This is a genomic window from Streptomyces sp. NPDC048353, assembly GCF_055587165.1.
In genome coordinates, this window is sequence record NZ_JBVJGU010000004.1 from 83,872 (window position 1) to 97,466 (window position 13,595).

The 13,595-nt window shown below is 73.3% G+C and carries 14 protein-coding genes; 2 read left to right on the forward strand and 12 right to left on the reverse strand.

Going from position 1 to position 13,595, the window contains the following annotated elements:
• The first annotated feature begins 10 nt into the window (after window positions 1–10).
• Window positions 11–751 carry a GntR family transcriptional regulator gene (locus tag ACZ6RC_RS15635; RefSeq protein WP_391138323.1) on the forward strand — a complete coding sequence of 247 codons (741 nt, stop codon included), beginning with the start codon at window positions 11–13 and terminating at the stop codon, window positions 749–751.
• 108 nt (window positions 752–859) lie between these two features.
• On the opposite strand, the gene ACZ6RC_RS15640 is transcribed toward ACZ6RC_RS15635, so the two are convergent.
• Window positions 860–2,017 carry an ROK family transcriptional regulator gene (locus ACZ6RC_RS15640; protein WP_469583047.1) on the reverse strand — a complete coding sequence of 386 codons (1,158 nt, stop codon included), beginning with the start codon at window positions 2,015–2,017 and terminating at the stop codon, window positions 860–862.
• A gap of 208 nt (window positions 2,018–2,225) precedes the next feature.
• On the opposite strand from ACZ6RC_RS15640, the gene ACZ6RC_RS15645 reads away from it, so the two are divergent.
• The gene (locus tag ACZ6RC_RS15645; protein ID WP_469583050.1) at window positions 2,226–2,636 is read left to right on the forward strand and encodes a hypothetical protein; all 411 of its coding nucleotides are present in this window, start codon (window positions 2,226–2,228) and stop codon (window positions 2,634–2,636) included.
• A 65-nt stretch (window positions 2,637–2,701) separates the two neighbouring features.
• Here ACZ6RC_RS15645 and mug read toward each other — a convergent pair whose 3' ends face one another.
• The 11 genes from mug to bioB form a co-directional block, all read right to left on the reverse strand.
• On the reverse strand, window positions 2,702–3,262 hold the full coding sequence (gene mug / locus ACZ6RC_RS15650) for a G/U mismatch-specific DNA glycosylase (RefSeq protein WP_469584298.1): 561 nt from the start codon (window positions 3,260–3,262) through the stop codon (window positions 2,702–2,704).
• Window positions 3,259–4,698 (reverse strand): adenylosuccinate lyase, encoded by a 1,440-nt coding sequence (gene purB / locus ACZ6RC_RS15655; protein ID WP_469583053.1) that lies wholly within the window; start codon window positions 4,696–4,698, stop codon window positions 3,259–3,261. The genes mug and purB overlap by 4 nt, the downstream gene beginning before the upstream one ends.
• A gap of 135 nt (window positions 4,699–4,833) precedes the next feature.
• Window positions 4,834–5,664, reverse strand: a complete 831-nt coding sequence (locus tag ACZ6RC_RS15660) for an SGNH/GDSL hydrolase family protein (protein WP_469583056.1) — start codon at window positions 5,662–5,664, stop codon at window positions 4,834–4,836.
• Window positions 5,665–5,813: 149 nt separating this feature from the next.
• Window positions 5,814–6,830, reverse strand: coding sequence for a hemolysin family protein (locus tag ACZ6RC_RS15665; RefSeq protein WP_469583059.1), 1,017 nt, complete (start codon window positions 6,828–6,830; stop codon window positions 5,814–5,816).
• A complete protein-coding gene (locus tag ACZ6RC_RS15670; RefSeq protein WP_391138307.1) occupies window positions 6,827–8,167 on the reverse strand; it encodes a hemolysin family protein in 1,341 nt (446 codons plus the stop codon). Before ACZ6RC_RS15670 ends, ACZ6RC_RS15665 begins: the two co-directional genes overlap by 4 nt.
• A 165-nt stretch (window positions 8,168–8,332) precedes the next feature.
• A complete protein-coding gene (locus ACZ6RC_RS15675) occupies window positions 8,333–8,824 on the reverse strand; it encodes a GNAT family N-acetyltransferase (RefSeq protein ID WP_469583063.1) in 492 nt (163 codons plus the stop codon).
• A 130-nt stretch (window positions 8,825–8,954) separates the two neighbouring features.
• A complete protein-coding gene (locus ACZ6RC_RS15680; RefSeq protein ID WP_391138301.1) occupies window positions 8,955–9,620 on the reverse strand; it encodes a class I SAM-dependent methyltransferase in 666 nt (221 codons plus the stop codon).
• Between the two features lie 107 nt (window positions 9,621–9,727).
• On the reverse strand, window positions 9,728–10,081 hold the full coding sequence (locus ACZ6RC_RS15685; RefSeq protein WP_469583067.1) for a VOC family protein: 354 nt from the start codon (window positions 10,079–10,081) through the stop codon (window positions 9,728–9,730).
• Between the two features lie 18 nt (window positions 10,082–10,099).
• Window positions 10,100–10,816: a dethiobiotin synthase gene (gene bioD / locus ACZ6RC_RS15690; protein WP_469583070.1), complete on the reverse strand. Its 717-nt coding sequence runs from the start codon at window positions 10,814–10,816 to the stop codon at window positions 10,100–10,102.
• A 90-nt stretch (window positions 10,817–10,906) separates the two neighbouring features.
• Window positions 10,907–12,187 (reverse strand): adenosylmethionine--8-amino-7-oxononanoate transaminase, encoded by a 1,281-nt coding sequence (locus ACZ6RC_RS15695; protein WP_469583072.1) that lies wholly within the window; start codon window positions 12,185–12,187, stop codon window positions 10,907–10,909.
• The gene (gene bioB, locus ACZ6RC_RS15700; protein WP_469583075.1) at window positions 12,180–13,490 is read right to left on the reverse strand and encodes a biotin synthase BioB; all 1,311 of its coding nucleotides are present in this window, start codon (window positions 13,488–13,490) and stop codon (window positions 12,180–12,182) included. The genes ACZ6RC_RS15695 and bioB overlap by 8 nt, the downstream gene beginning before the upstream one ends.
• Window positions 13,491–13,595: the final 105 nt, after the last annotated feature.

A 13,595-nucleotide genomic window follows, 5' to 3' on the forward strand; every position in this document is an offset into this window, starting at 1 on the left:
GAGGATCAGGGTGGGGACCACGCAGCTGGAATCGGTGCCGGAGCCTAAGTACTGGCACCTCAAGACCGTGATCGGCGAAGCGCTCGACTCCGACTTCGCGGTCGGGGAGATCCTGCCCAACGAGCGGGAGCTGGCCGCACGCTTCGGCGTCGCCCGGGCGACGCTCCGCCAGGCGCTCGAACAGCTGGAGCTCGAAGGCCGCCTCCAGCGCCGCCGAGGCGTCGGCACCACCGTCGCCCCGCCCCGCGTGGGCGTGGACGTCTCCACCACCCAGCACACCTGGCCCGGCGTCGCCGAGGAGACCTGGCAGTCGATGGACTGCACCCTCGCCGCCGCGCCCGCCGCCGTCGCGCGGCTCCTGGACATCGAGCCCGAGGCGCCGGTGCAGATCGTGCGCCGCCTGCGCGTGACCCACGGGCAGCCTGTCGCCGCCGAGCTGCTGTACGTACCGACGGGCTCGGTGCCCGAGCTGGGCGAGACCGGCGACCCGACCGGACCCGCCCGCGCCCGCGCCGTACTGCGCGAACTGCAGCGCCTCGCCCTGGACGGCCAGGACCGCTCCGTGGAGCTGGGCTCGGCGCGCGCCGACGACGCCAAGGAGCTGGACCGCCTGCCGGGCGCCCCGGTCCTCCTGGTGACGACCCGCTATCTCTCCGGCGGCCGTACCGCCGCCGTCTCCGTCGCCACCTACCGCGCCGACACCTGCCGCCTCACCTTCGGCGACTCCGTCGACCTGGTCATGGCCTCCTGACAGGACGCCGCCCGGACCCGATCCGATCCCGAGCCCGTGAGGGCGCCGCACCGGCGGCGTCCGCACGGGCTCGCGCCGTAGGCAGCCCCCCGGTACACCCCCGGGCGCTCAGCGGCGGCCGGTGGCCGTGCCCTCCACCGCGAAGAGCTGTTCCTCCACGTGGTCCAGGGCCAGCCGGAGGGCGCCGGTGCCGACCGCCGAGTCGCCCAGGAGGGAAAGGGCCACCCGCGGCGGGCGCAGGCAGAACCGCGCCAGCTCGTCGCGGAGCGGCTGCAGCACCCCGTCCAGGCCCGCCGCCCAGCCGCCGATCACCACCAGCTCCGGGTCGAGGGCCAGGACCAGCGCCGCCACGTCGTGGACCAGCCGCTGGGTGAAGCGCTCCACGGCCGCCTGGGCTCGGGCGTCACCCTGTCGGGCGAGCGTGAAGACCTGGGCGACGGCCTGCTCGTCGAGCGGGTGCAGCGGCTCGTCCGTGGTGGACAGCAGGTGCTCGGGGGTGACCCCCCGGCCGAGCAGGTGCAGCGCTCCGATCTCCCCGGCCGCCCCGCCGTACCCCCGGTGCAGCCGTCCGCCGATCAGCGAGCCGGCGCCCGGGCTCAGTCCGGCCAGGACGAACACGATGTCGTCGGAGTCGGTCGCCGCGCCCTTCCAGTGCTCGGCGACCGCGGCCGCGTTGGCGTCGTTCTCCACGAGCACCGGGCAGCGGAAGGAGCGCCGCAGCCGTTCGCCGAGCGCGAGGCCGGTCCAGCCGGGCAGCGCCGTGCCGAGCCGCACGGTGCCGTCCGCCTCCACGATCCCCGGCGTACCCACGCCGACGGCCCGCAGGTTGGACCGGGGCACGCCGGCCTTGCGCAGCACGTCCGCGACGACCGTACGGACCCGCTCCAGGCGCTCGTCCTCCGGAGCCGACTCCGACACGTCCCGCGCCCCGGCGCCGATGATCCGGCCGTCCAGACCGGAGATCAGCGCGGCGACCCGGTGCGGCCCGATCTCGATGCCCAGCAGATGCCCCGCCTCGGCCCGGAACCGGAACCTCCGGGCAGGCCGGCCCTGCCGCCTCGCCTCGCCCTCCTCGGCCGCCGCCTCGACGACGAGCCCCGCCACGATGAGTCCTTCGACCACGCCCTCGACCGTCGGGCGCGACAGGCCGGTGATCCGGGTCAGATCGGTCAGCGTGAGCGCGTCGGCGCCCCGCAGGGCATGGAGTACCACCGCGGAGTTGATCCGCCGCAACAGCGATGGATCTCCGCCGGTCAGCCGCCCCACCGTGTGTCCTCCCAGCTCGTACGCATGTCTGCCGGATGGTACTCAATGGACCGGAGGGCAGCGAGCGCCGCCCGGGCCCACCTCCGTCACGAGGTCACGACGCGAGGGCGACCTTCCCGCCCGAACGGCCTCCGCGCCCGGACCCGGAGGCCCGGGTGCGGCTGCTGACGGGGGGCCAGTTGTCAGACCCCGGCGCTTTACTGGAGTCATGACGCTCGCACAGCACCTCGCCGCCCTCGACCTGCTGCGCGCCCGCGCCCTGCCCCAGGAGGGCTATCACCTCGCGGAGTTAGACGTCGGCGGGCCGGCCGACGGGCCCTCCGTCGAGGAGTCGTGGGAGGAGCGGGAGGAACAGGCCGTGGCCGAACGGGACGCGCTCGCACTGCTTCTGGCCGGCCGTTGGGGGCCACCCCGCATCATCACGCTGTCCCCGCTCCTCGACCGGTACGCCGAGGGGGAGGCGATAGCCGGCCCGTGGGACCTGCTCTGCACCGCGGTGCCGGAGGTCCGCGTCTGGCAGGTGGAGGACCGGTGGCTCGTCCTCGGCCTCGCCCCCGGAAGCGCTGCCGGCACCGGCCTCCGTCTGCTCACCTGCCTCACCGAGACGCCCCCGCCCTGACCCCCCGGGCCCCGGCCATCGGCGCTGATCACCCGCCCTGATCACCGCGCCGCGCTGCGGCGGCGCTAGGCGCCTCGGTCGGGCAGCCCGGCCGTCTCGCGCAGTCGGGCGAATTCCTCCGCCATCGTCTGGGCCGTCCAGTGCGCGTTGAGGCCGCTCGGGTTGGGCAGGGCCCAGATCCGGGTGTCGCCGATCGTCCGTTCCTGCGGCCCGATGGCGGCCTTCCGCTCGCCGAAGGCCGTGCGGTAGGCCGTGATGCCGACGACCGCCAGCCAGCGCGGCCGCAACCGCTCCACCCGCTCGGTCAGCAGCCGGCCGCCCTCCCGGAACTCCTCGTCGCTCACCTCGTCGGCTCGCGCGCTCGCCCGCGCCACCACGTTCGTGATGCCGAGGCCGTACGTCGGCAACTCCTCCTGCTCCGACGGCTTCAGCAGGCGCGGGGTGAAGCCGGACAGGTGGAGCACGGGCCAGAAGCGGTTGCCCGGCCGCGCGAAGTGGTGGCCCGTCGCCGCCGACATCAGACCCGGGTTGATGCCGCAGAAGAGGACGGAGAGGCCGCCCGCGGCCACGTCGGGGACGACGCGGTCGCGAGCGGCCTGCAGCTCCTGCGGGGTGAAGCCGGTCAGAGGATCGACCCGGGGGTGTACCCGGCGGCCTCCGGGTGCTGCTTCACGATCTCCTCGATGCGGGAGACCACACCGCCGACCTGGTCGGCGGCGGCGCCGGTGAAGGACAGCTTGTCCGCCATCAACGAGTCGAGCTGGTCCCGGTCCAGCGGGATCCGGTCGTCGGCGGCCAGCTTGTCGAGGAGTTCGTTGCGCTCGGCGCCCTGCTCGCGCATGGCGAGGGCGGAGGCGACGGCGTTCTCCTTGATCGCCTCGTGGGCGACCTCGCGGCCCACGCCGGCGCGCACGGCGCCCATGAGGACCTTGGTGGTGGCCAGGAAGGGGAGGTAGCGGTCCAGCTCGCGGGCGACGACGGCCGGGAAGGCACCGAACTCGTCGAGCACCGTCAGGAAGGTCTCCAGGAGACCGTCGAAGGCGAAGAACGCGTCCGGCAGCGCCACCCGGCGGACCACCGAGCAGGAGACGTCTCCCTCGTTCCACTGGTCACCGGCCAGCTCGCCGGTCATCGAGGCGTAACCGCGCAGGATGACCATGAGGCCGTTGACGCGCTCGCAGGAGCGGGTGTTCATCTTGTGCGGCATCGCGGACGAGCCGACCTGGCCGGGCTTGAAGCCTTCGGTGACCAGCTCGTGGCCGGCCATCAGGCGGATCGTCTTGGCGACCGAGGACGGCGCGCCGGCAAGCTGCACGAGCGCGGTGACCACGTCGTAGTCGAGCGAGCGGGGGTAGACCTGGCCCACCGAGGTGAAGGCGTGCGAGAAGCCCAGGTGGTGGGCGATGCGCTGTTCCAGCACCGCGAGCTTGGCGGCGTCGCCGCCGAGCAGGTCGAGCATGTCCTGGGCGGTGCCGACCGGGCCCTTGATGCCGCGCAGCGGGTACCGGCCGAGGAGGTCCTCCAGCCGGCCGTAGGCGACGAGCAGTTCGTCGGCGGCGGTCGCGAAACGCTTGCCGAGGGTGGTCGCCTGCGCGGCGACGTTGTGGGAGCGGCCGGCCATGACCAGCTCGGCGTACTCGCCGGAGAGCTTGCCCAGGCGCGCCAGGACGGCGACGGTACGGTCGCGCATCAGCTCCAGCGAGAGCCGGATCTGGAGCTGCTCGACGTTCTCCGTGAGATCACGGGAGGTCATGCCCTTGTGGACCTGCTCGTGTCCGGCGAGGTCGTTGAACTCCTCGATCCGGGCCTTCACGTCGTGCCGGGTGACCTTCTCGCGCTCGGCGATGGAGGCGAGGTCGACCTGGTCGAGGACGCGTTCGTAGTCGGCCAGGGCCGCCTCCGGAACCTCGATCCCGAGGTCCTTCTGGGCACGCAGCACGGCGAGCCACAGCTGACGCTCCAGCTTCACCTTCTGCTCGGGGGACCAGAGGACGGCGAGCTCCGCGGAGGCGTAGCGGCCGGCCAGGACATTGGGGATGCGGGGCTTCGCAGCAGCAGTCACGTGACCAGATTCTACTGGCGGTTTCTGCAGGCCAGCGCCACGCCCGGTTTCGTCGCTTGCTACGAGACCCGCGTCACGTCGGCCCTCCCGCGCCTTCCCCCGTACGGGAGGCCCGACGCCGGCGCGACTGCCCGGCTATGCGCTCGGGGGCTCCTGCGTGGCCGTCCCGCGAGCGTTCTCGTACGAGGCGTCGCGAACGATCTCGTACGGCAACAGGTCCGGCCGCTTGGCCGGGAGGCCGTCGCCGGAGGAGCGGCCGGTCAGACGACGGCCGATCCACGGGCCGAGGTGCTCCCGCGCGAAGCGGGCGTCGGCGGCGCGCCGGGTCATCCAGCCCGGGCGGACGGCGGTGGGCAACGGCGCGAGCCAGTCGTCCTCGGGGGCGAGGCCCAGCGCCTGCCACACCGCCTCGGCCACCCGCCGGTGTCCCTCGCCGGTCAGGTGCAGACGGTCCACGTCCCAGAGCCGCTGGTCGCCGAGGACGGGGGCGCCGTAGAGGTCGACGACGAGGGCGCCGTGCCGGGCCGCGAGGTCGTCGATGTGCTGGAAGAGCTCCTCCATGCGCGGCCGGAACCGCTGCATGACGGGCCCTTGCCGGCCGGGGCTGCGCATCAGCACGAGCTGCCCGCAGGACGGCGTCAGCCGCTCGACCGCCTCAGTGAGGAGCCCCCGGACCCGCCCCATGTCGCACGCGGGCCGCAGAGTGTCGTTCAGCCCGCCGACCAGCGTCACCACATCCGCCTTCATGGCGGCGGCCACGTCGACCTGCTCGTCGAGTATCTGGCGGATGAGCTTCCCGCGTACGGCGAGATTGGCGTACCGGAAGTCGGGCGTCCGGGCGGCCAGCCGGGTCGCGAGGATGTCGGCCCAGCCGCGGTACGTCCCGTCGGGCAGCCGGTCCGACATGCCCTCGGTGAAACTGTCGCCGACGGCGACCAGGCTGGTGTAGGTGGCATTCGATTCCATGACGGAGCGATCATACCGTGCGGTATGGGCCTGCCGTGAGCCCGGAGCCCGAGCCCCGGGCAGCCACCCCGGCCCGCCCCCGCAGTCCGGAGCCCGGTCCGGGAGCGCCTCCGCGCCCCCGTCCCGGGCCCCTCATAGGCGTACCAAAGCTAGGCCGCCGGCCGCCCCACCAGCTCCCGCAGCACGTCCTCCATCGTGACGAGGCCTGCCAGCTTGCCGTCGTCGCCGAGGACCGCCGCCAGGTGCGTGCGGCTGCGGCGCATCGCCGTCAGGACGTCGTCCATCGGGGTGGCCGCCTTCACCCGGGCGATCGGCCGCATCGCCGAGGCCGGGAACGGCAGGTCGCGCGGGGCCGCGTCCAGGGCGTCCTTCACATGCAGGTAGCCGAGGATCCCGCGGCTCGAGTCGACCACCGGGAACCGGGAGAAGCCCGACTCCGCGGCGAGCGCCTCCAGCTCCTCGGGCGTGGTGCCCACGGCCGCGTACAGGACCTTCTCCACCGGCATGACGACGTCCCGCACCGGGCGCCGCCCCAGTTCCAGGGCGTCGTGCAGCCGCTCGGCCGCGCGGTCGTCCAGGAGACCGGCGACACCGGCGTCGGTGACCATCCGGGCCAGCTCGTCGTCCGAGAACGTCGCCGAGACCTCGTCCTTCGTCTCCACCCGGAGCAGCTTCAGGATGCCGTTCGCGAAGGCGTTGATCGTGAAGATCACCGGACGCAGCGCCCGGGCGATCGCCACCAGCGGCGGGCCCAGGAGGAGCGCCGAGCGGGTCGGCTCCGCCAGCGCGATGTTCTTGGGCACCATCTCGCCGAGGAGCATGTGCAGATAGGTCGCCACGGACAGCGCGATCACGAAGGAGATCGGGTGCACCAGCCCGTGCGGCACGCCGACCGCGTCGAAGAGCGGCTCCAGCAGGCGCGCGATGGCCGGTTCGGCGACGATGCCGAGCACCAGGGTGCACAGCGTGATGCCGAGCTGGGCCGCGGCGAGCAGCGCCGAGACGTGTTCCAGACCCCAGATCACGCTCCGGGCGCGCCGGTCGCCGGCTTCCGCCGCCGGTTCGATCTGGCTGCGGCGTACGGAGATCAGGGCGAACTCCGCGCCGACGAAGAAGCCGTTCACGACCAGGGTCGCCAGGCCGATCAGCAGTTGGATCGCGGTCATCGGCCGGCCTCCCCGGTCTCCTCGGACAGGTCGCTCGGCGGGGCGTGCATCAGCACGCGGGCCGCCCGGCGCCCGGAGGCGTCCACGACGTCCAGCCGCCAGTGGGCCAGCTCGACGCGGTCACCGACCGCGGGGATCCGTCCCAGCTCGGTGGCGAGGACGCCCGCCAGCGTCTCGTAGGGTCCGTCCGGGATCCGCAGGCCGATGGCCTCCAGCTGGTCCGTACGGGCCGCGCCGTCGGCGGACCACAGCTCGCGTCCGTCCGGGTCCACGCCCACCCGTGCCAGGTCGGGCGTCTCGTGCGGATCGTGCTCGTCGCGCACCTCGCCGACGACCTCCTCGACGATGTCCTCCAGGGTCGCGACCCCGGCCGTACCGCCGTACTCGTCGATGACGACGGCCATCGTCTGCTTGCCCGAGAGCCGGTCGAGCAGCCGGTCGACGGTGAGCGTCTCCGGGACGAGCAGCGGCTCGCGCAGCATGTCCCCGATCCGGCGGAGCCGTCGTTCGTCGGCCGGTATGGCCAGGACGTCCTTGATGTGGGCGATGCCGACCACCGAGTCCAGGTTGCCGCGGTAGACGGGGAAGCGGGACAGGCCGGTCGCGCGGGTCGCGTTGGCGACGTCCTCGGCGGTGGCCTGCACCTCCAGGGCGGTGACCTGGACGCGCGGCGTCATCACGTTCTCCGCCGTCAGCTCGGCGAGGTTCAGGGTCCGTACGAACAGTTCGGCGGTGTCCGCCTCCAGCGCGCCCTCCTTGGCGGAGTGGCGTGCCAGGGCCACCAGCTCCTGCGGCGAACGGGCGGAGGCCAGCTCCTCGGCCGGCTCCATCCCGATCCGGCGCAGGATCCGGTTGGCGGTGTTGTTGAGGTGGCTGATCAGCGGCTTGAAGGCGGCCGTGAAGATCCGCTGGAACGTGGCCACGCGCTTGGCGATCGCCAGCGGCGAGGAGATCGCCCAGTTCTTCGGGACCAGCTCGCCCACGACCATCAGGACAACGGTCGACAGGGCGGTGCCGATGACCAGGGCCACCGAGGAGGCGACCGCGGACGAGAGACCGATGTCCTGGAGCGGGCCGCGGATCAGCTTGGCGATCGACGGCTCGGAGAGCATGCCGACGACCAGGTTGGTGACGGTGATGCCGAGCTGCGCGCCGGAGAGCTGGAAGGTGAGCGACTTGACGGCCTTGAGCGTGCTCGCGGCCCCCCGCTCGCCCCGCTCGACGGCCGCTTCCAGCTCGCCGCGCTCGACCGTGGTCAGCGAGAACTCCGCCGCGACGAAGAGACCGCACGCGAGGGAGAGCAGCAGCGCCACCACGAGCAGAAGCACTTCGATCATCGGTTCACCTCCGTCCCATGATCAGACAGGGAGGGGAGGAGCGCGCGATGTCGGGTCTCGCGCTGACTGCTACTGGGAGGCTCGCCCATGGGCGGACGCTCACACCTTTCGGCCGGAGGGGAAGGAAATACTCATGGTAAAGGACGGGCAAAGCGGGGTGGGCGATCACCCCTCCTGTGCGGGGGAGCCGACGGCTCCGGAGGTGAGGGTAGGCGCCGTCGCGCCGGCGGCGTCGGCCGGCAGCGGCTTGACCCACCGGGTCCACTGCTCCTGCGGTCCGTAGTCGGCCGCCCGCCAGGCGTGCCGGCCGAGCTCGTTCCGGTCGAGGACCATCGCGTCCGCCCGCCTGCCCCCGAGGGCCACGAACCGCTCCTCGGCCGCCGCGAGCAGCGCGCCCCCGACACCCTGACGCCGGTGGCCGGGGTGGACGGCGAGCCGGTAGAGATGGCACCGCCAGCCGTCGAACCCGGCGATGACGGTCCCGGCCAGCTCGCCACCGCGCTCCGCGAGGAGCAGCGCCTCGGGGTCCCGGGCGACCAGCCGCGCGACCCCGTCGCGGTCGTCGCTGATGCTGGTGCCCTCGGCGGCCACCTGCCAGAAGGCGAGCACGGTGTCGATGTCGGCCGCGGAGGCGGGCCGGATGCGCAGATCACTCATGACTCGATCCCACCACCGGCGGCCCCGTACCGTCGAGCACGTTTCGCCATCCGGGCAGGTCAGCGCCGGACGGACGCCCTGTGGTCGGATCCCTCACCTCGTCGGTCATCGTGGGTCGTCGTCCGGGGCGTCAGACACGGCGCGCCGAGCCCAGCACACAGAAGGAGGACGGCAGCCGCGGCCCCTCCTCCGGAACGGTGAAGGCGCGGTACGTGATCAGCTCGAACCCGGCCGCCTCGATCGCCGCCAGCGGGTCGCGCCCGGTGTGGCAGCCGCCGAAGAGCAACGGCCAGACCGTACGGTCGAGGGCGCGCTGCGCGCGGGCCATCCCGCGTCCGGGGGCCAAGCCGTGCTCGAAGAAGCGGAGTTCGCCGCCGGGGCGCACCACCCGGTACAGCTCGGCGAGCGTGCGCGGCACGTCCCGTACGGTGCAGAGCACGAGCGAGGCCACCGCCGCGTCGAAGCCCTCGCTCTTGACCGGCAGCGCTTCCGCCGCGCCCGGGGCCACGTCCACCGGCACCTCGGCCCGCAGCGCGGCCTCGGCGGCCAACCGCCGCAGATGGCGCTCCGGTTCGATGGCGACGACCTCCGACACGGTCCCCGGATAGTGCGCGAAGTTCAGTCCGTTCCCCGCGCCGATCTCGATGACCCGGCCCGAGAGCCCGGTCAGCAGCTCCGTACGCAGGGGGCCGATCCCGCCCTTCGTGTCGGCGGAGACGCTGAACCGGGCGTAGAAGCGCGCGAAGAGCGGGTGGTGCACGGCGTCCCGGGGGACCCGGGTGGAACGCGAGGACATCGCGGACCTCCTCCGACGCTCGGCGGAGCGGACGTGTACGGATACGTGGACGGGGAGTGGCTGTGGACGGGGACCGGACGAGGGGATTCTTCCCCGTCCGGCGCCACTCAGCCCGACACGAAGCAGAACTCGTTGCCCTCCGGGTCCCGCATCACCTGGAAGTCCCCGTGGTCGTCGGTGACGATCTCGGCGACCCGCTCCGCGCCCAGGGCGACGGCGGCGTCGGCCGCCGCGTCGACGCCGGCCGCGCCGACCGCCTCCAGGTCCAGATGGAGGCGGTTCTTCGCGGCCTTCCCCTCGGGAACCCGTTGGAAGGCGACCCGGATGAAGTCCGGGGGGTCGACATAGGACCAGTCGGGGCTCCGGTCGACCGGGTCGCCGCCGAGGAGCGCGGCCCAGAAGCGCACCAGACCGGCCGGATCGGCACAGTCGAAGACGATTTCCTGAACGGTTGCACGCATGCGTTCAGCGTACGGAGATCACGGCCGGTGCGCCGAGGCGAAACGCTCCGCGTCCCACACACCGCCCAGGGACGGCGCCAGCCACTCGACCGCCTCCGCGCGGAACCGCTCGGGGTCCAGCGCCCCGGCGCCCTCCGGTACGGCTCCGAGCAGCGGCGCGCCGGCCGCCTCGGGCAGGTCGGCCAGGTTGCAGCGCGCGGCGAGGTCAGGGGAGGCGGGCCAACTGCCGACGACCACGCCCAGCTGGCTGAGGCCGCGGGCCCGCAGGGCCTCGGCGGTCAGGGTGGTGGCGTTGAGGGTGCCCAGACCGGCCGGGGCCACCACCAGGACCGGCGCGCCGAGAAGACGGGCGGCGTCGGCGAGGGTGCCGCCCTCCTGGTCGAAGCGGACCAGGAGCCCGCCCGCCCCCTCCACGAGCACCAGGTCGTGCGAAGCGGCCAGCTTGGCCGCCGCGTCGGCGACCTCCCGCGGGCCCACCGGCGTCATGCCCGCCCGCCGGGCGGCGGTGGCCGGCGCCAACGGCTCGGGGAACCGGGCCAGTTCGGTCGAGGTCTCGGCCCCGGAGAGACGGACGACCTCGTCCGCGTCCCCGCGCTCGTCCGGAGCGAGGCCCGTCTGCGCGGGCTTGAGCACGGCCACGGAACGCCCCTGGCCGGTGGCCACGGCGGCCAGCGCGGCGGTGACGATCGTCTTGCCGATCTCCGTACCCGTACCGCTGACGACGATGACGGTCATGGTGTGTGGTGTCCTTTCAGAAGTACCGGCCGGGCGGGCCGCCGGGGCCGCGGGCGAGTGCCCCGCCGACCCCTGCGAACGGCCGGCGGTTCAGCCCGCCGCCGCGGCCGCGCGCACCGCGTCGCAGATACGGGTCAGATCCTCGTCGCCGGTCACGAACGGCGGCATCACGTAGATCAGGTCACGGAACGGCCGTATCCACACGCCCGCCCGCACCGCGGCCTCTGTGGCGGCCGCCATGTCGACCTCGTGGTCGAGCTGGACGACCCCGATCGCCCCGAGCACCCGCACGTCCCGGACGCCCGGCAGCGCGGCGGCCCCGGCCAGGCCCTCGCTCAGCCCCGCCTCGATCCGCTTGACCTCCACCGACCAGTCCTGCGACAGCAGCAGGTCGATCGAGGCCCGGGCCACCGCGGCGGCCAGCGGATTGCCCATGAACGTCGGACCGTGCGCGAGCACCGGCACCTCGCCGCGCGAGATCCCCTCGGCCACCCGCGCCGTGCACAGCGTCGCCGCCATGGACAGATAGCCGCCGGTCAGCGCCTTGCCCACGCACATCACGTCGGGGGAGACGCCCGCGTGGTCCGCCGCGAACAGCGCGCCGGTCCGGCCGAACCCGGTCGCGATCTCGTCGAAGATCAGCAGGACGTCGTGCGCGTCGCACGCCTCGCGCAGCACCCGCAGGTACTCCGGGTCGTGGAAGCGCATGCCCCCGGCGCCCTGCACGACCGGCTCCACGATCACCGCGGCGACCTCGTCCGCGTGGCGCCCGATCTCCTCGCGCAGCAGCTCCGCGTACGACTCCTCGTACGCGGCCGGCGGCGGGCCGACGAAGACCTGGCGCTGCAGCACGCCGGACCAGAGCTCGTGCATCCCGCCCTCGGGATCGCAGACCGACATCGGGGTCCAGGTGTCGCCGTGGTAGCCGCCGCGCCAGGTGAGGAGCCGCTGCTTGCCGGGCCGCCCCACCGAGCGCCAGTACTGCAGGCACATCTTGGCGGCGACCTCGACGGCCACGGAGCCCGAGTCGCTGAGGAAGACGTGCCGCAGGGGCTCCGGCGTGATCTCGATGAGCCGGGTCGCGAGCCGGACGGCCGGCTCGTGGGTGAGGCCGCCGAACATGACGTGGCTCATCCGGTCCAGCTGGCCCCGCACCGCGTCGTTGAGCACCGGATGGTTGTAGCCGTGGATCGCCGACCACCACGAGGACATGCCGTCGATCAACTCGTCCCGGCCGTACGCGGGTTCGGCGAGCCGCAGCCGTACCCCGGAGGCGGACGCGACGACCAGCGGGTCCGTACGGCCCGGCATGGGACCGTACGGATGCCAGACGTGCGCCCGGTCCAGGGCCAGCAGGTCGCTCTCACGCATTCGGCGCGAGGTCCGTTCCGGCACCCCGGCGGCGGACCGCCACCAGGTCGGTACGCGCGTTCGACGCCTCGGCGGCACCGGCCCCGACCCCGGCCCCGACCTCGGCGCCGGCCGCGGGAACCTCGTCGGCCTCCGGCGCCGAAGCGCCGCCGCACGGACCGCAACCGCCGTCCGCCCCGGCCTCGGCGTGCGAGCCGCAACCCCCACCGCCGCCGGCTCCGGCGTGCGAGCCGCAGCCCCCGCCGGTCCCGGCCTCGGCGTGCGAGCCGCAGCCGCCCGCCGCTGCGGCGAGCGCGTCGGCACGGTGCCGGGGCAGCGTCGTCGTGCCCGCGCCCTCGACCTCGAAGCCGGCGTCCGCGATCATGTCGAGGTCGGCCTGGCCCGCCTGGCCCTCGCTCGTCAGGTAGTCGCCCAGGAAGATCGAGTTCGCGATGTTCAGCGCGAGCGGCTGCATCGAGCGCAGGTGCACCTCGCGGCCGCCCGCGATCCGGACCTCCACGTCCGGGCAGACGAACCGCACCATCGCCAGGATCCGCAGACAGCGCTGCGGGGTGAGGTTCCACTCCTTCGCGAGCGGCGTGCCCTCGAACGGGATCAGGAAGTTCACCGGGACCGAGTCCGAGTCCAGCTCACGCAGCGCGTAGACGACGTCGACCAGGTCCTCGTCGCTCTCGCCCATGCCCGCGATCAGCCCCGAGCAGGCCGACAGACCCGCGTCGTGCGCCTTCCGCACGGTGTCGACGCGGTCCTGGTAGGTGTGGGTGGTCGTGATCTCGCCGTACGTCCCCTCGGACGTGTTCAGGTTGTGGTTGTACGCGTCGGCGCCCGCGGCCCGCAGCCGCTCCGCCTGGCCGTCGGAGAGCAGACCGAGGCACGCGCAGACCTCGACGCCCTCGTTCTGCTCCTTGATCGCCTCGATGGTCTTGCCGACCCGGTCCACGTCCCGGTCCGTCGGGCCGCGGCCGCTCGCCACCAGGCAGACCCGCTTCGCGCCGCCGGCCACACCGGCGGCGGCGGCCTGGGAGGCCTCGTCGGGCTTCAGCCAGGTGTACTTCAGGATCCCGGCGGTCGAGCCGAGCCGCTGGGAACAGTACGAACAGTCCTCCGGGCAGAGGCCGGACTTCAGATTGACCAGATAGTTGAGCTTCACCCGGCGCCCGAACCACTGACGGCGCACCTTGCCGGCCGCGGCCACCACATCGAGCAGTTCGTCGTCGGAGGTCGCCAGCACGGCGAGCGCTTCTTCACGGGTCGGCAGCTCGCGCCGCAGCCCCTTGTCCACCAGCGTGTTCAGCAGGTCCATAAGGGCTGATCCTGGCCTACGGCACGCCCCCCGGCCAAGGAGGAACCGAACAACAGCGCCGGATTGAGGTGTGTGGATGGCCACACTCTGACCTCGGCCACGGGC